Below are 22,773 nucleotides of genomic sequence, written 5' to 3'. Positions count from 1 at the left end.
TTTACATTGAGCCTTTATAGGTTTTATATTTAAGCCATAATATGCAACTCCGTAAACTCTTTGGTAAGCACTAAGGTATTGTCACCATTTAGCTTGATGTCCTTAAAGGCAATTTCCTCATTATCAATCTGCACCTTCGATATTTTAAACGGTAAGCCATGAAGGCTGAGCTTAAAGGTTTTGTAAGTAGTAATATATTTACCAGATTTATGCTGTTGTATGATTAATTCTTTCTTTTTGCCATGTAATTTAAAGGTTCTTAAACTATACCGCCCTTTTATATAATCATAACCATCGGTGGCATCTTCGTAAACCTCAGAGATTTCTTTTCCCAGTTTATAATAAACATCCAGCAATAGTTCATCTATGGTTTTTTCACCAACAAATTGTTGAATGGGATATTTAGGTATTATAGAGCCATCTTTTACAAAAATGGGCATACTATCTAAATCTGCATCTACCCATAACTCCTGTCCGCCAATCACAACATCATCTGTCCAGTAATTATACCAAAGACCTCGAGGAATATACATTCGTCGCCCTTTTTGGTTTGGTGCATTAACAGGACAAACCAGAATTTTTTCACCAAAAACAAATTCATCATTTCTGTAATGGGTTTGGGAATCTTCTTGATCGTATAAAACCAATGATTTTAAAATAGGAACACCTTCTTCGGCATAACGCCAAAAGGCAGTGTACAAATAGGGTAATAATTGATACCTTAATTCGATAAATTTCTTTACCACTTTGGTAATGTTATCACCAAAAGCCCAAGGCTCTTGATCACCATGGTCGCCAGAAGAATGTGTTCTACAGAACGGATGGAAAATACCCAACTGGATCCAGCGAGCGTAAAGTTCGCCATTAGGCTGTTCGGCAAAACCACCTATATCTGATCCCACAAAGGAAAATCCAGACATAGCCATACGTTGCGCTTGTAGGTTGGCTATATTAAGATGGTCCCAAGAAGCCACATTGTCTCCTGTCCAGCTTGAGGTGTATCGTTGTGTGCCCGAATAAGCAGCTCTAGTAATAACAAAAGGACGCTTTGGGTAGGAAAATTTTTTTAAACCTTGATAAGTTGCCCTAGCCATTTGCATGCCGTAAACGTTGTGCGCCTTTCTATGGCTACATGGGTTACCATCATAATCATGACGTACATCGTTAGGAAATGTTTTTCCGGGTATGTCCATGACAGCGGGTTCGTTCATATCGTTCCAAACACCTTTAACCCCTATATCTTCAATAAGCTCCTTAAATAACCCAGACCACCATTCTCTTACCTCTGCACTTGTAAAATCTGGGAAGTAACACTCTCCGGGCCATACTTTTCCTTTCATATATGGGCCATCGGCACGTTTACAAAAATAATCTTTTTCCAGGCCTTCTTTAAACACACTGTAATCCATGTCTATTTTTATACCCGGATCTATTATAACAATGGTCTTAAAACCGTCATCGGCTAATTCTTTAACCATACGCTTAGGGTTTGGAAAATACTCTTCACTCCAAGTAAAACATCGAAACCCTTCCATGTAGTCAATATCTAAGTATATAGCATCACAAGGAATTTGTAGTTCCCTAAACTTAGCAGTAATATCTTTTACATTAGATTCTGGATAATAGCTCCACTTGCATTGGTGATAACCCAAAGCCCAAAGCGGAGGAAGAGCATGAGGCTTACCTGTTAAATCGGTATAATTGGCAACCACTTCACTCATTTCTGGACCATAAATGAAGTAGTAGTTCATTTCACCACCATGCGCCCAAAAGCTAGTAACATTTCTACGTTCTTGACAAAAATCGAAAAAGGTTTTAAAGGTATTGTCAAAAAAGATACCATAGGCCTTTTTGTTGTGTAGTGCCGTGTAAAACGGAATAGCTTTATAAATAGGATCGGTGTCCCTACCATAAGCGTAGGAATCGGTTACCCAATTTTCAAAACGCTTACCTTTTAGGTTATTATCTACAGGTTTATCCCCCAAACCGTAATAACTTTCCCCGGGTTGTGCCGTTTTCGACATTTTAACAACGTCTCCACCCAATTCATAACTTTCCTCCCAATGGAAGCCCAGCTCATCTTCACAAACAAGCGTATTGTCTTTTGCATCAAAAATAGAGATTCTTAAATCTGTTTTTGAAATATGGCAAATAAGTTTTGAGGTAGTAATAATATAAAAGACATCATCTTCAGAAACTTCAAGATGGTTATAACCTCTACTGGCATATTTGGTGATGGCATAAGAGAAATCATTTTCAAAAATCCCAGTAGTTGTGTATCTAAAACGTAAAATACTATCTCGACGCACTGTTACCTGCAAAACAACACCGTTTGCGGTTTTAAACGATAATACGTTAAGGTCTTTTTTATATGAAATTATTTTGGAAGGAAATAGATTTCCTTTATGTTCAAGTTCTGTATTTAATATCATAATTAATTGAATTAATTAATCCACGAAAGTAACAAATATATTAGGTTTTAAGCCTTTATATTTGGTAAAAATATCACTAATTATTTGTGTTAAGGCCAAACAATTAGTGATATAATTATAAAAGTATCAATTGATTAAGTTTGAAATTGAAAAATAGTAATTGCAAGTGGAGGCAGTTTTATTTTAGCTGAAAACGGTTTTCCGTTCCATGATTCTTTTTTAATGGTTAAAGCACGTTTATTAGATATACCGCTACCGCCAAATTCAGCGTTATCAATATTAAAAACCTCTTTTAGTTTTCCGCTATTTGGAAGCCCTATCTTATAATTTTCCCTTACTGTTGGGGTTAGGTTGCACACTACTATAATATCTTGTTTAGGGTCTTTACCCTTCCGTATATAGGACATGACACAGTTTTGGTGGTCGTCGTAACTAATCCATTCAAAACCATCATGGCTAAATTGTTTTTCAAACAAGGCAGGGGTTTCTCGATAAAACGTATTAAGCGCCTTAAAAAAGCTTTGAAATTTTTGATGAGGTTCAAAGTCCAATAAATTCCAATCCAAACTACTTTGAAAATCCCATTCGTTGTATTGCCCAAACTCACCGCCCATAAATATGAGGTTTGTCCCTGGATGGGTAAACATATAGCTATATAATAAGCGAAGGTTGGCAAACCGTTGCCACTCGTCACCGGGCATTCTGCCTAAAATAGAGTTTTTACCATATACCACTTCATCATGTGATAGTGGCAACATAAAATTTTCAGTAAAGGCATATGCCAAACTAAAAGTGATATCGTTTTGATGATACTGCCTATAAATAGGGTCTTTTTTAAAATATTCTAAAGTATCATGCATCCAACCCATCATCCATTTCATGCCAAACCCTAAGCCTCCTAAAAATACGGGTTTGGAAACTCCTGGAAATGCTGTCGATTCTTCAGCAATGGTTTGTGCATCGGGGAATGATTTATAGACCTCTTCATTTAATTCCTTTAAGAAAGCTATGGCTTCCAGATTTTCCCTTCCGCCATATATATTTGGTTCCCATTGTCCATCTTCTCTAGAGTAATCCAAAAATAGCATAGAAGCCACAGCATCAACCCGTAAACCATCAACATGGAATTGCTCCAACCAAAATATAGCATTACTTATTAAAAAAGATTTAACTTCGTTACGGCCATAATTAAAAATTAAACTTTTCCAATCTTGGTGATACCCTTTTCTAGGGTCTGGGTGTTCGTATAAATGAGATCCATCAAAGAACCCTAATCCATGTGCGTCTTCAGGAAAATGTGATGGTACCCAGTCTAAGATTATCCCTATATTGTTTTGGTGTAGTTTATCTACTAGATATTTGAATTCTTCTGGATATCCAAAACGTGATGAGGGAGCAAAATAACCAGTTATTTGGTAGCCCCAAGAAGGATCGTATGGAAATTCCATAATAGGCATGAGTTCCACATGGGTAAAATTCATGTCCTTGACATAGTTTACAAGCTCATCGGCCAACTCGAAGTATGACAAATACCGATCTTCTTCCACCTGTTTTTTCCATGATCCCAAATGCACTTCATAAACGGAATAAGGTGCATCCAAAGCATTATGCTTTTTACGTTTTCTCATCCATTGGGCATCTTTCCACTTATAGTTATAGTCCCAAATAATTGATGCTGTTTTTGGAGGATGTTCATTACGTCTAGCATAAGGATCAGCCTTTTCGGTCACAACACCATTGTGATTCGAATGGATTTTGTATTTATATAAATTACCTTTGCCTACATGAGGGATAAAACCTTCCCAAATACCCGAAGCATCCCAACGTACATAAAGCTGATGGTTCTTACCGTTCCAATAATTGAAGTCTCCTACCACAGACACTTGTTTGGCGCTTGGGGCCCATACAGCAAAATAAGTTCCTTGAATACCATCAACAGTAAGTGGGTGTGATCCAAATTTTTCATATAAACGGTAATGCTTACCTGCTTTAAATAGGTTTATATCAAAATCACTAAAAAGGCTATGTGCTATTACGTTTGTCATAAATTAAATTACGGTTCCATTAGGGATAACGGCACCTTTTTTAATAACGATAATGCCATCTCTTACTGCATAGGTGTCGGTTTCTGTGTCTTCCAAGTGTTTTCCGCCATTAATACGCACATCATCACCAATACGACAGTTTTTGTCAATAATGGCATTTTTAATGAAACAACGCTTGCCTATTCCTGTAAGAATTTCAACTTCATTTCTATCAATGGTCAAAATATTTTCATAATAATCGCATCCCATCATATAAGTATTTATTATAGTTGATTCTTCACCAATCCTAGAACGAATACCTATAACAGATTGCTCTATTTTTGCGGCATTAATGATACAGCCTTCAGCAATAACAGCTTTTTCCAGCATGGTTCCAGATACCTTAGAAGTTGGCAGCATACGAGCCCTTGTATAAATACGTCTTGTTTTATCGTATAAATCGAATTTTGGAATATCTTCTGTTAACCCAATATTGGCTTCAAAAAACGATTCAATAGTACCTATATCAGTCCAATAGCCTTCATATTGATAGCTTAGGGTTTTATGTTTTTCAATGTTTTGGGGAATAATCTCTTTACCAAAATCTATTGTTGAATCGTCATTCATCAATTCGATTAGTAAATCCCTATTAAAGATATATATACCCATGGAAGCTAAGTAGTTTCTACCTTGAGCTTTCATCTCCTCGCTAACGTCTGATGTCCAATCGGGCAGCAAGCTGGTATCTGGTTTTTCAATAAAAGAGGTAATAATATTATTTTCATCCGATTTTAAGATACCAAACCCTGTAGCATCTTTAGCATTTACCGGAATAGTAGCGATTGATATTTCAGCACCACTGGCTTCGTGAGCCTTAATCATTTCGTCATAATCCATTTGATATAATTGATCACCAGAAAGAATTAAAGCATATTCAAAATCATGTCTTGTAATGTGTTGCATACTTTGTCGTACAGCATCAGCAGTACCCTGAAACCATCCCTTGTTTTGAGGAGTTTGTTCGGCTGCCAATACATCGACAAATGCCGAACTAAAGAAGCTAAAATGATAGGTGTTTTTTATATGACGGTTTAATGAAGCAGAATTAAACTGCGTTAGAACATAAATGCGCTTAATATCTGCATTAATACAGTTAGAAATAGGAATATCTACCAGCCTATATTTTCCAGCGATGGGAACAGCTGGTTTAGATCTCTGCTCGGTTAACGGGTGCAATCTGCTACCTTGGCCACCCCCTAAAATTATGGATAATACTTTATCATTTATCATGGCTATTAGTTTATGGATTTATATAAATTGATATATTGTTTTGCAGAAGCATCCCATGAGTGGTCTATCCTCATAATTTTTGTTCTTATGGCTTTGAAGTGGGTTTGGTTTTCATAAAGCTTTGCCCCTCGGTCAATAGCATTGGTTATTTCATCTATAGTTACATTGTCGTGGCAAATACCAAACCCGTCTGGGTTAGAAATGTCTATAACAGTGTCCTTTAAGCCACCAATACTGCGTACAATAGGGATAGTGCCATAACGAAGTGAGTACATTTGGTTTAATCCGCAAGGTTCTACCCGAGAAGGCATTAACAGAAAATCGGCCCCAGCATAGATAATATGGGACAATTTTTCATCGTATCCAATGTAAGCGTTATAACGGCCTTGAAACTCTTCTTTTAAGGCTTCGAGTTGGGTTTCGGTATCTTTATGCCCAGAACCCAATAACAAAATAGAAATATTAGGGTTTTGTAAAGCTATTTTAAAGGTTTCAGGAAACAAATCGGAACCTTTTTCGCCAACTAAGCGACCAATAAAAGCGAATAAAGGTTTACTACTATCTAAATTGAAGGTATTACACAAGTGTTTTTTATTAGCTTTTTTTCCAGAAATTATGGTTTTATCGGAATAGTTTTTTACAATATAACTATCGGTTTTGGGATTCCAAACTTTAGTGTCAATTCCATTTAAAATACCAACACACTTAGCACTTTCATCTGCGAGTAAACTCTCTAAGCCATTGGCGTTGGTTTTTAATTCTTCCATATAACTTGGCGATACCGTAGTGACCCGCCATGCACATTTAATAGCGGCCGCTAAAGGGTTTATTTGACCACCCCAATCTAGCAACCCCACATTATTAAAATTAAAAGACGGTATTAAATTTACGTTATCATGTGAAAACCAACCTTGGTATTGGGCATTGTGTATTGTTAGTATATTAGGAATTTTTCTAAAAGCTTGATATTTATGGCTTTCTTGAAGCATAAACGGTGTTAACCCGGTGTGATGATCATGACAGTGGATAATATCGGGTAAAGATTCCCATGTAAGCATCCAATCTAAAGCGGCAATCTGAAAGGCCAAAAAACGTTTGGTATCATCAAAAGAATACACATAATCCTTAAAGATCAATTTGGGAACATTAACAAAAAAGATATCAAAATCTAAACTGTTTTCTTTGAGCTTTAAAATGTTGAAGTTGTACTGCTCACCACCTAAATCTAATTCAGACTCAAAGATGGATGTAAATTGGTTTTCTTTTGTAAACTTCACATCGTAATATGGCATGATAACCTGGGATGATATGCTTGCATTATTTTGGTATTTGGGTAGAGCTCCAACAACATCGGCAAGACCGCCAACTTTGGCAACAGGATAACATTCAGCACTTATGTGAATTATATTCATTTAAAATTGTATGTGTCTTTAAACATACAAAATTATTGTATACTTTTTTGGCTGCAACTATATTTTTGAGGAAAATAAACCTTTTTACGCTATTGGTTAATAATATCCTTAAAAACAAGATTTTATTAATCAAACACTTACAATAATCGCAATTATACAATAAGCAAAATAGAAAACTTAATTTAAAGATTATCAATAAGATAATATAGCTACCCGACTTGGTTAATCATTAAGTTTTAAAACAGCCATAAAGGCTTGTTGTGGGATTTCAACATTTCCAACTTGACGCATGCGCTTTTTCCCTTTTTTCTGTTTTTCCAAAAGTTTACGCTTACGTGATATATCACCGCCATAACATTTTGCAGTAACGTCTTTGCGAAGCGCTTTAATGGTTTCCCTTGAAATGATTTTAGCGCCAATGGCAGCTTGCACCGGAATGTCGAATTGCTGACGCGGAATAAGCTCCTTTAGCTTCTCACACATTTTTTTTCCAATGTTTTGAGCGTTATCGGCATGTATTAAAGCCGAAAGTGCATCAACGGGCTGGGCGTTCAATAAAATATCGACACGCACCAATTTTGATGTACGCATTCCAATAGGGTGATAATCAAAAGAGGCATAGCCTTTTGAAACCGTTTTTAAGCGATCGTAAAAATCGAAAACAATTTCGGCCAAAGGCATATCGAAATTAAGCTCTACACGGTCTTGTGTTAAATAGGTTTGATTGGTTATCATGCCTCGCTTTTCAATACATAAGCTCATCACGTTGCCCACAAAATCGGCTTTAGTAATGATGGTCGCTTTTATGTAAGGTTCTTCCACACGATCTAAAGTTGAAGGGTCTGGTAGATCGGAAGGGTTGTTAACAATTATAATGTCGTCTGGATATTTTTTTGTAAAGGCATGATAGGATACGTTAGGTACAGTAGTAATTACTGTCATGTCGAACTCACGTTCCAATCGCTCTTGAATAATTTCCATGTGGAGCATGCCCAAGAATCCACAACGGAAACCGAAGCCTAAAGCAGCCGAACTTTCAGGTTGAAAAACCAAAGAAGCGTCGTTAAGCTGTAGTTTCTCCATCGATGCACGTAGCTCTTCATAATCCTCAGTGTCTACAGGGTAAATACCAGCAAAGACCATAGGTTTGACATCTTCGAAACCTGAAATAGCATTTTTTGTCGGGTTTTTGGCATCGGTAATTGTATCCCCTACTTTAACTTCTTTAGCCTCTTTTATGCCAGTTATTACATAGCCAACATCTCCTGCTTTAATTTCATTTTTTGGCAATTGTTTGAGTTTAAGGGTGCCTACCTCATCGGCAAAATAGTTTTTACCAGTAGCTATAAATTTGATGTGCTGTCCCTTTTTTATGGAGCCGTTAATAACTCTAAAATAGGTTTCCACCCCACGAAAGGAATTGTAAACCGAATCGAAAATAAGGGCTTGTAAGGGCTCGTCTGGATTACCTTTAGGCGCAGGAATACGCTCTATAACAGCAGCCAACACATTATCTACTCCAAAACCGGTTTTACCACTGGCATGGATAACATCTTCTGGTTCACAACCTAACAAGTCTACAATATCATCGGTTACTTCTTCGGGATTGGCAGAAGGTAAATCCACTTTATTTAAAATAGGGATAATTTCCAAATCGTTTTCCAATGCCAAATACAAGTTGGATATGGTTTGTGCCTGTATACTTTGGGCGGCATCAACAATAAGAAGGGCGCCTTCGCAAGCTGCAATGGAACGGGACACTTCATAACTAAAATCAACATGCCCAGGAGTATCGATAAGGTTGAGTACATATTGCTCACCTTTGTACATATAATCCATTTGTATAGCGTGTGATTTTATAGTAATGCCACGTTCGCGCTCCAAGTCCATATTATCGAGTAACTGATCCTGTTTTTCCCTATCGGTTACTGAACCCGTAAAATCCAACAAGCGATCTGCAAGAGTGCTCTTACCGTGATCTATATGTGCAATAATGCAAAAATTTCTGATATGCTTCATGTCTGAATCTATGCCTAGATTGAATTTGCAAATATAGCTGATTTTTTGATGTTGCAGTTAGGTTTTTAAGGTAATGGTAAGTCATTCAACAAAAAACTGTAATTTTGCACTCCAATTTAAGTTAAGTGGTAAAAATAGACAATATAGAACTCCCCGATTTTCCATTACTTTTGGCTCCTATGGAAGATGTTAGTGACCCACCTTTTCGTGCGCTTTGCAAGGAACAGGGCGCTGATGTGGTGTATACTGAGTTTGTCTCCAGCGAAGGTTTAATACGCAATGCGGCCAAAAGCGTGATGAAGTTGGATATTTATGAAAAGGAGCGTCCCGTAGGAATTCAAATATTTGGAGCTAATTTGGATAGTATGCTGCAAACCATTGATATTGTTGAAAAATCGAACCCTGATATTATTGATATCAATTTTGGCTGTCCCGTAAAAAAAGTGGTGAGTAAAGGCGCAGGCGCAGGCATTTTAAAGGATGTTTGTTTAATGGAAAAATTGACAGCCGAAATGGTAAAACGCACCAATCTACCGATTACCGTAAAAACACGTTTGGGCTGGGACCATGATTCCATAAAGATTGTTGAGGTTGCCGAACGCCTGCAAGATGTGGGATGTAAGGCTATTGCCATTCATGGACGAACACGAGCCCAAATGTATAAGGGAAATGCCGATTGGAAACCTATTGCCGAAGTAAAAAACAACCCTCGTATGCACATTCCCGTGTTTGGTAATGGCGACGTTGATACACCGGAAAAAGCAGCAGAAATGCGTGATAGCTACGGATTGGACGGTGCCATGATAGGTCGTGCGAGTATAGGTAACCCTTGGTTTTTTAAACAAGTTAAACATTATTTTAAAACAGGAGAACATTTACCACCTATTTCCATGGCCGAGCGTGTAGAAGCGGTACGCCGACATCTGCAAATGGCAATAAACTGGAAAGGAGAAATCTTAGGTGTTTTTGAAACCCGTAGACATTACACTAATTATTTTAAGGGCATTCCGCATTTCAAGGAATACCGTACCAAAATGGTTACTAGTGATGATTCAAAAGATGTATTTGCTGTTTTTGACGAGGTTCTGGAAAAATTTAGTGATTACCAATTTACTGACTAACCTAATCTTGAGGGTTGGGGTGAAAATCCGACTAGCATGTGATGTTTTTGAGAACCTCAAACACCAGAGGCGGTGTTAAAAAATCAATAATCCTGTACCAAATTTTTCGTAATCCTTGCCGATGCTATTGTTGAAGCTATTACACCTAAAACCGAAATAGTAAAAAACACGATAAAAACGTTAATGATTTTTATTTTTACTGGATAAGGCAACGAAGCTGTTATAAAAAATTTCAACCCTATAGGACCGTATAATTGATTTAATGTAAGTAACAAACCAACAGCAATTCCAATTATTCCGCCTAAAACACTCATTAAGCTGCCTTGAAGAAAAAAAATGTTACGAATATCCTTTATGTTAGCACCAAGGTTAAATAGGGTGTTTAGGGTTTTCTTTTTGTCTAAAATCATCATAATTATCGATCCAATAACATTAAAAAGAGCTATAATCAACACCAATGTAAAAATGAGATAGACCGCTAGATTTTCGGTGTTTAGCATTTTATATAATGCATCATTTAATTGTGCTCTATTTTTAAGCACGACCTTATCACCTAACACAGCTTGAATTTGCTCTCTTACCCAAGCTTCATCAGTATCTTCCTTAAGCTTAAATTCTATAGCTGAAATTTGATTGTGCTTGTAGTTCAATAAATGCTGTGCTAAACTTAAGGAGGCAAATACATAAGTGTCGTTTAGGCTTTCATTGATAGAAAACACTCCAACATTAACTGCGTTTACTGTATTGAACGCTTCTTCGACCGAGTTGATTTGGCCTTTACCAGGTTTGGGCACATAGATGTTAATGACTTTATTGTAATCCAAGACGCCAAAAGATAGGTTATTAGAAATACCTGAACCAACAACAATTTGATTGGTTTTTTCCTGCAACCAATTACCCTGTTCCAATATCGAATCGATTACATTGACTCGCTTAAAATTATCATCTATTCCTTTTATGGAAGCGCTTGGGTAGGATTTGTCGTTAGACTGAATAAAAACACGTTCCTCCACAACTTTTGAAAAAACCACAATATCTTCAATATGGGATAGTTTTACAGCTTCTTCATCAGTTAAAATAAACGATTTCCCTTTGGCGACCACGGCTTTTAAATCGGGATCGATGATGGTTGAAAATTGAAGTGTAAAATCCTTTAACCCAGCAAACCCCGAAAGAACAATAAATAGGGAAGCAGATCCCAAAATAACACCAAGTAATGCGATATAAGATATAATGTTAATGGCGTTGTTGCTACTTTTAGAACGTAAGTAACGCTTTGCTATGTATAGAGAAACATTCAACTAAGATTTTTTTCTTTTGTCGAGCAAATCAGGATTGTTAATGGGATTCTCCTTTCCTTTTAGGGATTGCTCTATTTTGTCTATATATTCTAAAGAGTCATCTATAAAGAACTCAAGCTGGGGCATGCGTCTTAATTGGTGTTTAGTGCGTTGAGCCAACTCGTGTTTTATTAAAGGGGCGTTAGAGGTGATGCCCTTTAAAATTTCGGCACCTTTGTGGTTGGGAAACACACTTACGTAAACCTTGGCAATCGATAAGTCTACAGTAACCTTGACTTTTGATACCGAAATTAAAATGCCTCGCATACCGCCTTGTGTGGCCGCATATTGAAGTACTTCTGCCAAATCACGCTGTAATACAGATGCTATTTTTTTTTGTCTTTGACTTTCTTCCATATTGCAAAAGTAATTGATATTTAAAGATTATTTACCTTTGGTATTCAAAATTTATATCATTAAACCTTGGAACTAAATGAACAAAATTGAACATATAGGCATTGCTGTTAAGAGTTTGGAAACTTCCAACAAAGTTTTTTCAAAGTTATTTGGGAAACCGCATTATAAGACTGAAATGGTGGAAAGCGAAGGAGTTAATACCTCGTTTTTTCAAGTTGGATCTAATAAGATTGAACTGTTGGAAGCAACCAATAAGGACAGTCCTATTGCTAAGTTTATTGCTAAAAAAGGGGAGGGAATCCATCATATAGCGTTTGATGTTGATAATATTGCAATTGAAATAGAACGATTAAAAAAAGAAGATTTTATCGTATTGAATGAAGCGCCCAAGATAGGTGCAGATAATAAATTGGTTGTTTTTTTGCATCCTAAGACTACTAATGGGGTTTTAATAGAGCTATGTCAAGAGATAAAGGAATAAAATTTCTTGTAGAGTTATAAAATATGTAGTAATATTGCAGACTCTTTTAACAGAGCGATATTAGTGTGATGCTAATAGGTCCTATAACTCAGTTGGTTAGAGTATCTGACTCATAATCAGAAAGTCCCTGGTTCGAGCCCAGGTGGGACCACTTTTTAAGCCTGTAAAGCCTTGTAAATGTTGAATTTATGAGGCTTTTTTAGTTCTAGGGGACGAATCAGGGGACAGTATTTATATCTAATTTAGTAGTTGATATTTTATTCTGTAAGTTCAATTTTTTCTTTCAATTCATTTATTGAGTATGGCGTTTTTCGTTTATGAATCATTGCATGACAATTTGGACACACAGGTCGTAAGTCTTTAATTGGATTGACTTCACACTTTTTCCCTATTTCGGCAATTTGTTTTAAATGATGTACGTGTATAAACCCTTTTCCTAATTCTCCATATCTTTCTTCAAAGTTAAATTTACAAACTGAGCATGATAAGCCATAATATTCTATACAAGTTTTTCTTGCAAACGGATTCCGTTCATATTTAGTAACTAACACTTGATTTGGAGTTCCCTCAGTATATACTTTTTGTTTTTGTTCTTCAGTCTCTTTAAATGGGTTATGCCTAATTTTTTGCGTATTTAAGAATTCAAACCAAACTGCTTCTAGTTCTTCAGAAACAACCTTGTTAACTTCAATTCCTGAGGATTGAGGAGTCCAATTGACTTTTTGTAAGTTTCCATTTTTTAATTTTTCAAAATTTAGAAGTGGCTCTTTTTCAGAGTTTAGAAGTACTTCAAAGTCAATCATTACTCTGTTAACTAACCTATCTGAGCCATCCCAATGAGGGGATAGAAAAACAGGGGAAACAACAAATCCTGACCCCATTATTCCTTTAGGCTCTTTTCCCAACCTTATAAGAAAAGCTCTGTCACCGGGCTGAATTTTTTTGTGACTAATAACGCTCCATTTTTCTGATGCTCGACCTGTTTGTTCAATTTGTTGAATACTCTGTTCGAGAGTTGACCAATTCCATTTTTTTGGATTCCAAGCGAATAGGAATGTTCTCATTTTGCTATTTTAATTTAGGAGGGTTTATTATAGCTTCTTTTATCACATTGGCAACAGATTTTTCTGTTATATTATTTCTTTTACAATAGTCACTTTGAAGCCAAGTTTCCAAATTTTTCGCTCCCTTACTTGCATTACAGGACATACAACAAACAGCAATATTATCTATTCCATTAATCCTGATATCATTCACAATATGCTCCCAAGACGGTTTGTTCTTACGTGATATAGGATTGTCTAAAAACTCTTGACCACAATAAACACATTCGATATCTCTATTTTTTACGAATTCTTCTACTTGTTTTGGTATTCCCCAACGGTTTGGCATTTAATTAGTTTTACTCACTTTCGAAAAAGTCATTGTCAAGTTCTTTAACTTCATAGGTGTTTTTTACTTGAACACCAATGTTGTATTCATGCATCAGATCAACCAGTTTTACCCCATCGATTAGAATTATTGTATGGTGAGCGTCGTTAGCTTTTTTTATTGCCCCTAAATCAAATGACGAAGTAGTAACGAAGACTCCTTTTTGCGTGTCGCCACTCATTGCACCAATAAAGTTTCTAATGTCTTTTTCCCGAACCTTATTTTCACCATATCTTTTGGCTTGAATATAAATTTTATTAAGACCTAGTTTATCTTCATTAATTATCCCATCAATTCCACCATCACCTGTTTTTGATGTTTCGATAAAGTCACCGTATCCCATTCTTTTAAGTAAAATCAGAATTACTCTTTCAAAATAGAAAGGGTCAATTGATTTTAGTTTTTCTAGTAATTCTTCTTTTACTTGAGAATCAATTAATTTGAAACCCTCTTCAATAAGATCTTGAGGAGATGAGTTTGATATCTCATATACATCTTGCCCTTTTTTGGAGTTCTCTTCGCTATAAAAATTTAAGAAATTATCTGAACTTTCTACTTGTTTTAAAGTAAGTTTTGAATCAATGCTGTTTTTACCTTTTTCGGTTATTTTTACAATGCCTCTTTTCGGAAATTCTATAAACCCACCTTTTTTTAAGTATGATTTACCCCAAGCTATTCTATTAATGATTAATCTATCACCGCTTTTTGTTTTTTGATTTAATTGCTCTTTGGTTAATTCAGAATAAAATTGATCTATGACTAATTGATACATTTCTCTAGCCTGTAAAGTTTCGCCATTTTTCAAAACCTTAAGTATTGGAATAAAAGTTTCATGAAATTTTGGTATCTCCATTTGAGTTTCTATGATTTGGAAATTGAATTTTGACACATAAAGGTAACTCTTACAAAGTGATTCTCATAGTAAACAAGTTATTTTTTAAGAGTATTTTTATTCTTGTCATCAAGCCTTTTATACATAGGTAATGTATTCCTGTTTAAATCAATCATTTTAACGTTAATTACGGGGCTTTCTCTGTCCGTGTTGGTCAACTCTTTTTTAACAGCACCTAACCTCTTAAATTGGTCTGTAAACTCCGTTGTAGTATAAAAATCGGTGTAAAGTTCTGAAACATGTTTTGAACAGTTCCATACTTGGCACTTAAACTTCGCATCATTCTTGGTGACATATTTTGTAACATAAGAAGCAATAGACCTAATATTGTTTGAGTTTAATTGTTTAACATCAAAAGCAGAGGAGGGCTTAAAGTCTTTTTTTCTTGGAGTAATGCCATTCTTTATTTGAAGATTAATCCAATAATTCCACCATTTTTCGATTTTCCAATATTTATTAGTTATCATGTGAAAATGTACATTTCCCTTAAATGCATCATTTTTAGTCTGTCTTTCCGCTACCCAGATATATTGAAAATCCTTACTTCTTTTTTTAACATTGTCTATAAACTTCCTTAGTAAATTAATGGCTTGTTCATCGGTTACTGTGTTTAAAAACGTTAGGGTTAAAAAGCTTAATTTTTTATGACACCTAGCAAAACAGGTTAATTTTTTACGAATTTTTTGTTTCGAACGCCTGGACAAGGAGCGCTCCTTTTTCTCCTTGCCCTTACTCTCTTTTTTTTTTGCTTTTGTATTCTTTTTAGGTTCTTGCTTTTTACGTTGTAATGCTGAACCTGTAAACTCATGTTTTGGTGCTTTACCGTATCTGCTAGTTGTAAAAGCAACACTTGTTCCGTATGTATTCTTAACTATCATAATCTGAATCGTTGTACATTAATAAATACCATTAAAAGGTTATTTACTAAAGGTTGTTACTAAAGGTTGATTGATTGAGTAAGTATTTTTAAAGGTTAAAAAAAAGAAAGGCTCCCTACTCTAGGAAAGCAGGGACGAAATCGCCTTTCTTAATTTGTTTCATAAAGGTTCCTTCTCTACGGTTGTATACATTCATATACTGCCAACTAGGATGCTTTTTAGATAGGAACATTGAAAAGCCGTTTAGCTTATGCACATAAGACCATTTTTTAGGCTTTTTTTCATTTTCTAGGAAAACAATAACGGAGTAATCATTTTTCTTTTTTAACATGATTTACCTCCTCTCTTTACTGAAGTTTTAACCTCTTTTAATGCATCGTTTATATCCTCTAATTTGTAAAGGACGCGACCTCCTATTCTAAACGCTCGGATAATACCTTGTTTTGTCCATTCGTTTAGTGTAGGTAGTGAGACACAAAGCAAATCTGCCGTTGCCTCTCTTGAATACATATTTACAGAGATGTCTTTATTAATGTTATCTAGAACACCATTAAAGATATTTTCATTTAGAACATTTTTTATCGCCTGTTCTAAGTCAGCGATGTTGAAATTGTTAATTTGAATGTTTTTCATAAATGCATTTGTTTTGTGTTTTAACTGGTGCAAATATGAAATGAGGGCTACCGTATGGTAGTTGCTGTGGTAGCCACAACCTTTATTTTATTTTTCTAAATCTAATTTTATTTTATTCGATATTTCTATAACTCCTGTATTTTCAAATAATTGAGAAACTTTCTCTAAATTTTGTTTTGTCCTCACATCATTTTTACCTGCTGAGACATAAGAGAGATATTTTCTTGTGTTTTCTTCTCCAACACCTAAAATTTGAGATAATATTTTAGCCGTTTTTACATTATCGTATCTGTTTAAATCAACTCCATAATAATGCAAGGCAAGTATTTTTTGTTTGTGAGTTAATTGAGGTGTTTTAGCTTTTGGTTTTTTACTTAATTCTTCTTTTAACTCAATTAGCCATAGATAATATTTTCCGAAATGATAAGCTTGATTGTAACACTCCGTTTCTTGATTAATTATTCCTTTAAGTGTATAATCATTAAATGAATCAGAAAATCCTTTTCTTGCCAATGGAGAGATGCTTAATTTAAAAACAGAAAAAGCATTAGAAGTGTTTATAAGGCTCTTGTTCTTAAAAAAATTACCATGAATATTTTTTGTCTGTTCATGTCTTATGTAGTTCTCAACTTCTTTAATTTCATTTTCGATAAAGTTCTTTTTGTGGGTTTGAGGTATTTGATTTAGTTCAGTTTCAAATTCAGTTTTGAACTCTTCAAAAGATTTTATGTTCATTAGTTAAAAAATGGGTGCGTTAATAATTTATCTGCATTTTCCTTTTGAGAAACGCGAATATACTGTAAAAATGAACGCTCTGTTTGATGTCCTGTTATTTTCATTATTGAAATAGTTGGGACTTCTGCTAAATATAGATTTGTGGCAAAGCTTCGTCTAGCGGTATGGGTAGAAACTAATTTGTGTTTTGGAATTGGCTTTTTTACTACTTTACCGCCTTTTGTAATTGTAGTTTCAATTTTTTCTTTAATCCCTGCCAAGCTTATAACTTCCTTTAGATAATCATTCATGGTTTGATTAGTGTAGGCTTTAGGCAGTTTGTTTTTATATTTTTTAAGAATAGTCCTTACCGTTTTATGTAGTGGAATAGATACCCTTTGACCTGTTTTTTTAGTTCTTATTTCAATAACAGTATTGCTGGAGACTATATTCTCGGGGTTTATTTGGGTGAAGTCTGAAAATCTTAAACCAGTATAACAGCCTACTAAAAATAAATCTCTAACTTTTTCTAATCTCGGACTAGCTTTCAAATCTAGTTTTTCAATCTTTTTTAATTCGTCAACAGTTAAATAAACGCTATCTGATTCTTCCCTAATTGTTTTGAAACGCTTATTTCTAAATTCTAGGTTTGTGTTATGTCCTCTTTCAGTAGCTTCATTCATAAAAGACTTGATAGTTTTTATGTGTTTACCTACTGTATTATTCGATAGATTATGCTTTTTTAGAAAACCTAAATAATGATTATAGAACTCTAAAGTAATAGATTCAAAGTCTATAGGTTTATATTTTTTAGCATACTCTTTTAAGTATGTAAATGTGGTATTGTAAACCTTAATAGTTCCATTGGATTTATTGAGTTTGCTTTCTTCGATGTAATCTTCAATGAATTTAAAAAGAGATAATTTTTTAGGCTTTACGATATTATCCGATAATTCAATTTCTAAAGCTTCTTTTAGGTTTGTGTTATTTGGTTGAATGCCATCATTGAGTAATTTTCTAAAAGCGTTATTTATGCCATTTTGAATTTTATCTAATCTAGCATTAAATTCGGGATGTTCAGTAAATTGTTTTGTAGCCTTTACTCTTTGCGAGGTAGAATTCCAGAATTTTGGATTTATTTTTTCGCCAGTTGAATACTTGAATCTTTGATATTGATATCTAAAAATTAAGTAGATTAGCGTATCCGTTTTGGAAGTAGGTTCTTTGAGTATAAATTTTGCTTTTCCCATGTTTCAAATGTAAGATAAATTATATTTATAGGGGACGAATCAGGGGACGAATTTTTTTAATTTCGTTTAATTTCACCTGTTTTCTCTTAACTGTAAAATGTCCTGTTTATGGGCTTTAACAAGCTAAAATACAATAAAATAGAGTAAAATAAAGTAAAAATTCAAGTGGTTCAGGTGGGACCACCTAAAAGCCTAAATTACATTTGTTGTTTGGGCTTTTTTTATTGACTTATCCTTATTAGTATTGCTGACTGTATGCATTATGCGCATTAACTACTAATAATGCCAACTTGCCAAGTTTTTTTGGAGGAAAAGGCTGTATAGAAGGATGCAATTTAAAATGAAAAGGGTGCAGTTTTTTTAATGGAAGATTATGTCAATTTTCGCCCTGTTTTTAGCTATGTGGATTTTGATACGGAATCAGTTTTTATCAATTTAATTCCGTAGGACGAGGTGTTGTTTTCTTAGTCATGATATACTAAAAACCATTTTTGTGCGGTATTAAAAAGATGACTTTTATCATAGTTTTTTTTCTGGTATTAGGTTAAATTCGGCAACATTGAAATTTATAGGGTTCTATTTAATTATTGTTACCTATAGAAATACTAATCAACTAATATTTATACAGATGAAAACTTTTATTTTTAAATTAAAACCTGGAAAAATTGCTGCTTTCCTTGGTTTTTTTATTTTATTAACCAGCTGTAAAGATGATAAAACAGTTGTTAACCTTGTTCAGGACTCTAATAGTTCAGAATCGAATAATTTAACCGAGGTTATATGGCATATTAAAGCTATACATCCAGACGGCAAGCTTTTAGATGTTAAGGCAATTGGAGAAGATGGAACCATATATGATGTTAAAGCAATCCAAGACGAGAATCAACGGAGTGTTTTAGATATTAAAGCCTTTGTAAATGGTAAAAGATTACCTGTTAAAATGCTGGTTAGTGAAAACATGTATATGCCCGTTAAGGCTTTAGATACCGATGGGACTATTATAAAAATTAAGGCTTTAACAGCAGAGGGAGAGGTGTTAGATGTTAAGGGCGTAAGTCAATCTGGAAATATTATCAATATTAAAGCGATTAATAAAGAAGGTAAATTCTATGGTGTTAAAGCTATTTCTCCAAATGGTTGGGTAAATGATGTTAAAGGAGTTAAAATGGAAAAAGAAACTGTTGAGGCAGTAGTTAATGGAGTTGATATCTATGCACATATAAAAGCACTTACCCAAAGTTATTACTAGACAAAGATAAATTTTATAGAAGCTAAATGTATTGCAACCATGGGTGTTTTATCATGAATGATGCAAAAGTTGTGATAAAACATTTAGAAGCACTTTAAGAGAATGTAAAGCCTTGCATTTTTGCAAGGCTTATTTTTTACATTGAGCAATCAAAATTTATATCAGTTTCAAGCCGTTATAAAGATCATCAATTAAATCTTCAGTGTTTTCAAGACCTATTGATATACGCATATCTCCTAAGCTAATACCCATACCTTCAAACTGCTCTTTGCTAAGCTCTTTAAGATAGCTTATGGCAGGAGCGTATATTAAACTTTCATGACCTCCCCAGCTCACGCCAATTTGGAATAAGTTTAAGTTGTTAAAAAAAGTTTTAATCTTATTTAAATCAGGAGTTTTTAATTGAAAGCTCATTAGCCCTCCATAGCCAGTCATTTGCTTTTTGCCTAATTCGTATTGCGGGAAGCTTTTTAAACCTGGATAATTTATTTTTTCAATTTTAGGGTGGCTTTCTAAAAACTGAGCTACGGCCAAAGCACTTTTTTGGTGCTGGTCCATCCTGATTTTTAAGGTACGCAAACTTCTTAAAAGCAACCAAGCTTCAAAAGGAGCAGGTTTTGCTCCTAACAATTCAAATTCTTTAGTGAATAAGTTGTCGATATCTCTTTTAGATCCAATTACAATACCAGCTACTACATCACTATGTCCGCCAATGTATTTTGTACAAGAGTGTATTTCCAAGTCAACGCCAAGACTCAAGGGCTTTTGAAAAATAGGTGAGCTCCAAGTATTGTCAATAATGGTTTTAATGTTTTTAGGTTTTGCTAGTTTAACTACAGCTTCAATATCCTGTAAGCTTAAAATAACAGACGAGGGACTTTCCAAATAAATTAATGAGGTGTTGGGCTGAATAGCATCTTCAAATTCTTTGATATCTGTTCCCAAAATATAGGTAACGTCAACATTAAATTTTGGTTTGAAATAGTTTTGCAATAAATTGTTGGCAGGGCCATAAATATTTTTCACGGTAATAATATGACTTCCTGATTTGATGCATGATAGTATCGATGCACTTATTGCAGCCATGCCCGATCCAAATAGTTTAGCGCTTTCTCCACCAGATATTTTGGCCAGCTTTTCTTCTACAATTCTTACCGAAGGGTTGTTGCCTCTTGTGTAAATGTAGTTATTAATTCTATCATCAAAAGTTTGTTCTGCATCGTCCCAGTCTTTCATGGTAAACAATGAGTTTTGGTATATAGGTGGTACTACAGCCCCTTTGCTATGCGCTTTTTTTCCATCGTGGGACAATATGGTTTCTATGTTTTCTTTTTTCATTGTAGAAAATAGATTTATGTTTTATTGGTTTTATAAAAGCACCCTATACCAGCAATGGCTAGAATAGGTGCTATAAAAATATTTATAATAGATAATAGTTGCCAATGCCAATAATCGGCATAACTCACTCCTAAGGTGCCCACAACAAATAAAGTTGAAGCAGTCCAAGGGATTAAGGTTTCTATCATGGTCCCGTAATCTTCAATTGATCTAGATAGCACTTTTCTTGAGATGTTTAATTTGTCGTAAGCCGATTTAAAAGCATCTCCAATTATAAAACTGGTAGCGTTTTGGTTAGAAGTAAAGGCATTAGTGAAAGCTGTTGCTATTAAGGAGGACACAATTAACATCCATTTTTTCTTTATGCCTTTAAAAACTATATTTACAAGAGTAGGCATGGCTTTAACCATATCTAGAATACCTATAAAAATAAATACCATGATTGTAAAAAAGATAGCCTCGTTAAGCGCATAAAGCCCTCCTCTATTGAACAAAACATATATATTTTTTGGTACAGTAGTTGTCCATTCGGCCATATTTACATGGTAGCCTTTTAAAAGTGTTTGTATTAAGTCTTCAATAGAATAATTTTGAAATAATAAGGATAATACACAGGCTGAAAAGGCAGACAATAACATAACTGGAACAGTAGGTTTCCTAATAATGGATCCACATAGAACAATTATTGGGGGAATAATCAATAAGATGTTAAAGTTAAATAGGCTTTCTATGGAAGCCAATGTTTCTTCATAGTTAGCGACACTGTTTACTTCGTTCAAAGGAGGGTAAGCAAAAGATAAACAAAAAAAGATGATGGCGGCAAGAATAGCAGAAGGTATTGTAGTGTACATCATGGACTGAATATGATCGTACAGGTTAACCCCTGTTGCTGCTGATGCCAAATTAGTAGTGTCGGATAATGGAGACATTTTGTCTCCAAAAAAAGCGCCACCGATAATAGCACCCGCCGTAATGCCTAAATCTACTCCGGTAATTGATGCAATGCCAATTATTACGACTCCAATAGTTGCCACAGAACCCCATGATGTACCAGTTAGTAGTGAAAAAATTATTGGAACAAAAAAAGCAATTACATACATGTATTCTGGGTTAATAATCTTTATACCGTAATATACTAACATTGGAATTGTACCCGATATAACCCATGAACCTATAAGGATGCCAATTGAAAAAAAGATAAGTATAATTGGAAACCCTTTTGCAATCTTTTTTACAATGGCTTTTTGAATGTCAGTCCACTTATACCCTAAAATCATAAACTCTGCAGCAGAAAAAGCAGCGGCAAGCAAAAATATAATCTCTAAAGGGACTGGTTTTAAACCATAAAAATAAGGACCAATTACTAAACCTATAGTTATGATAGTCAATAAAAATAAAAGAGGTAAAAGTAATTGATAGGTTTTGGGTTTAGTATCTGCCAAATTGATAAAGTTTGTTGATTAAATTTTAAAAGTAATTAATTATTTTTTCAAAATAGAAATCTCAATTGAAGAATCATGATACACTTTGTGGATTTGGTTTTTATAATTGGGTGCTTTGGTTTAAAGTAATCCCATATTTATATCACCGAGGGTTCTTATTGAAATGATTTAAAATTTAATCTTTGTATTACCTTGAAATCCAATGTAGATGTCGTTTCAAAATATAAGTCTATTACAGGTGATATGTTTTTTGATATAAAAGATTTAATTTTCCCTTTACTTTTAATTATATATATTTGTTAAGCTTGCTGTAAAAAACGAGGGATTATTTTTTATTGAAAGCTTATTTTTTGGTTAAATGTTAATAAAAATGGTATTTAATCGGATTAAATGGGTTTTAAACCCTATTTTTTAATAAAAACAGCTATTAGGTTTTTTAGTTAAATTGCATTTTTTTATACATTAGCACC

General features: G+C 34.4%; 20 protein-coding genes and 1 tRNA gene. 4 read left to right on the top strand and 17 right to left on the bottom strand.

Going from position 1 to position 22,773, the window contains the following annotated elements; all coding sequences use genetic code 11:
* Positions 1-29: 29 nt before the first annotated feature.
* The 5 genes from MR053_RS02875 to lepA all read right to left on the bottom strand — a co-directional run bounded on the left by MR053_RS02875 (position 30) and on the right by lepA (position 9,177).
* Positions 30-2,432 (bottom strand): glycoside hydrolase family 31 protein, encoded by a 2,403-nt coding sequence (locus tag MR053_RS02875; RefSeq protein WP_242130961.1) that lies wholly within the window; start codon positions 2,430-2,432, stop codon positions 30-32.
* 134 nt (positions 2,433-2,566) lie between these two features.
* Positions 2,567-4,477 carry a 1,4-alpha-glucan branching protein GlgB gene (gene glgB / locus MR053_RS02870; protein ID WP_242130960.1) on the bottom strand — a complete coding sequence of 637 codons (1,911 nt, stop codon included), beginning with the start codon at positions 4,475-4,477 and terminating at the stop codon, positions 2,567-2,569.
* A 3-nt stretch (positions 4,478-4,480) separates the two neighbouring features.
* Entirely contained in the window at positions 4,481-5,746 is a 1,266-nt protein-coding gene (locus MR053_RS02865) for a glucose-1-phosphate adenylyltransferase (RefSeq protein WP_242130959.1), read from the bottom strand.
* A gap of 5 nt (positions 5,747-5,751) precedes the next feature.
* Complete coding sequence (locus MR053_RS02860; RefSeq protein WP_242130958.1) at positions 5,752-7,158, bottom strand: glycogen synthase; 1,407 nt, start codon at positions 7,156-7,158, stop codon at positions 5,752-5,754.
* Positions 7,159-7,380: 222 nt separating this feature from the next.
* The gene (gene lepA / locus MR053_RS02855; protein ID WP_242130957.1) at positions 7,381-9,177 is read right to left on the bottom strand and encodes a translation elongation factor 4; all 1,797 of its coding nucleotides are present in this window, start codon (positions 9,175-9,177) and stop codon (positions 7,381-7,383) included.
* Between the two features lie 125 nt (positions 9,178-9,302).
* On the opposite strand from lepA, the gene dusB reads away from it, so the two are divergent.
* Positions 9,303-10,298, top strand: a complete 996-nt coding sequence (gene dusB, locus MR053_RS02850) for a tRNA dihydrouridine synthase DusB (RefSeq protein ID WP_242130956.1) — start codon at positions 9,303-9,305, stop codon at positions 10,296-10,298.
* A gap of 83 nt (positions 10,299-10,381) precedes the next feature.
* Here dusB and MR053_RS02845 read toward each other — a convergent pair whose 3' ends face one another.
* Both MR053_RS02845 and rbfA read right to left on the bottom strand, forming a co-directional pair.
* On the bottom strand, positions 10,382-11,599 hold the full coding sequence (locus MR053_RS02845) for an ABC transporter permease (protein WP_242130955.1): 1,218 nt from the start codon (positions 11,597-11,599) through the stop codon (positions 10,382-10,384).
* Positions 11,600-11,995, bottom strand: coding sequence for a 30S ribosome-binding factor RbfA (rbfA, locus tag MR053_RS02840; protein ID WP_242130954.1), 396 nt, complete (start codon positions 11,993-11,995; stop codon positions 11,600-11,602).
* 76 nt (positions 11,996-12,071) lie between these two features.
* Between rbfA and mce the strand changes: the two genes are divergently transcribed.
* Together mce and MR053_RS02830 are read left to right on the top strand one after the other, a co-directional pair.
* Positions 12,072-12,476: a methylmalonyl-CoA epimerase gene (mce, locus tag MR053_RS02835; RefSeq protein WP_242130953.1), complete on the top strand. Its 405-nt coding sequence runs from the start codon at positions 12,072-12,074 to the stop codon at positions 12,474-12,476.
* A gap of 77 nt (positions 12,477-12,553) precedes the next feature.
* Positions 12,554-12,627, top strand: a tRNA-Ile gene (locus tag MR053_RS02830).
* Positions 12,628-12,733: 106 nt separating this feature from the next.
* Here MR053_RS02830 and MR053_RS02825 read toward each other — a convergent pair.
* The 8 genes from MR053_RS02825 to MR053_RS02790 form a co-directional block, all read right to left on the bottom strand.
* Entirely contained in the window at positions 12,734-13,540 is an 807-nt protein-coding gene (locus MR053_RS02825) for an HNH endonuclease (protein WP_223549972.1), read from the bottom strand.
* Positions 13,541-13,544: 4 nt separating this feature from the next.
* On the bottom strand, positions 13,545-13,868 hold the full coding sequence (locus tag MR053_RS02820; RefSeq protein WP_223549970.1) for an HNH endonuclease: 324 nt from the start codon (positions 13,866-13,868) through the stop codon (positions 13,545-13,547).
* A gap of 10 nt (positions 13,869-13,878) precedes the next feature.
* Positions 13,879-14,760, bottom strand: coding sequence for a restriction endonuclease (locus tag MR053_RS02815; RefSeq protein ID WP_223549969.1), 882 nt, complete (start codon positions 14,758-14,760; stop codon positions 13,879-13,881).
* Between the two features lie 77 nt (positions 14,761-14,837).
* Positions 14,838-15,677, bottom strand: coding sequence for a rolling circle replication-associated protein (locus MR053_RS02810; protein WP_242130952.1), 840 nt, complete (start codon positions 15,675-15,677; stop codon positions 14,838-14,840).
* A gap of 115 nt (positions 15,678-15,792) precedes the next feature.
* Entirely contained in the window at positions 15,793-16,008 is a 216-nt protein-coding gene (locus MR053_RS02805; protein WP_223549965.1) for a hypothetical protein, read from the bottom strand.
* Positions 16,002-16,310: a helix-turn-helix domain-containing protein gene (locus MR053_RS02800; protein ID WP_223549964.1), complete on the bottom strand. Its 309-nt coding sequence runs from the start codon at positions 16,308-16,310 to the stop codon at positions 16,002-16,004. Before MR053_RS02800 ends, MR053_RS02805 begins: the two co-directional genes overlap by 7 nt.
* A gap of 87 nt (positions 16,311-16,397) precedes the next feature.
* Positions 16,398-17,045, bottom strand: a complete 648-nt coding sequence (locus MR053_RS02795) for a hypothetical protein (protein ID WP_223549962.1) — start codon at positions 17,043-17,045, stop codon at positions 16,398-16,400.
* Positions 17,045-18,274, bottom strand: a complete 1,230-nt coding sequence (locus MR053_RS02790; protein WP_223549960.1) for a tyrosine-type recombinase/integrase — start codon at positions 18,272-18,274, stop codon at positions 17,045-17,047. The genes MR053_RS02795 and MR053_RS02790 overlap by 1 nt, the downstream gene beginning before the upstream one ends.
* Positions 18,275-18,902: 628 nt before the next feature.
* Here MR053_RS02790 and MR053_RS02785 point away from each other — a divergent pair.
* Entirely contained in the window at positions 18,903-19,523 is a 621-nt protein-coding gene (locus MR053_RS02785) for a DUF7486 family protein (protein WP_242130951.1), read from the top strand.
* Between the two features lie 156 nt (positions 19,524-19,679).
* Here the strand turns inward: MR053_RS02785 and MR053_RS02780 are convergent, their stop codons facing one another.
* Both MR053_RS02780 and nhaC read right to left on the bottom strand, forming a co-directional pair.
* Positions 19,680-20,861 carry a trans-sulfuration enzyme family protein gene (locus tag MR053_RS02780; protein ID WP_242130950.1) on the bottom strand — a complete coding sequence of 394 codons (1,182 nt, stop codon included), beginning with the start codon at positions 20,859-20,861 and terminating at the stop codon, positions 19,680-19,682.
* 14 nt (positions 20,862-20,875) lie between these two features.
* Positions 20,876-22,303, bottom strand: a complete 1,428-nt coding sequence (gene nhaC / locus MR053_RS02775) for a Na+/H+ antiporter NhaC (protein ID WP_242130949.1) — start codon at positions 22,301-22,303, stop codon at positions 20,876-20,878.
* Positions 22,304-22,773 lie beyond the last annotated feature (470 nt).

The organism is Aestuariivivens marinum (genome assembly GCF_022662175.1).
GTDB classification, from domain to species: Bacteria; Bacteroidota; Bacteroidia; order Flavobacteriales; family Flavobacteriaceae; genus Aestuariivivens; species Aestuariivivens marinum.
This window is presented reverse-complemented; position numbering and strand designations above follow the sequence as displayed.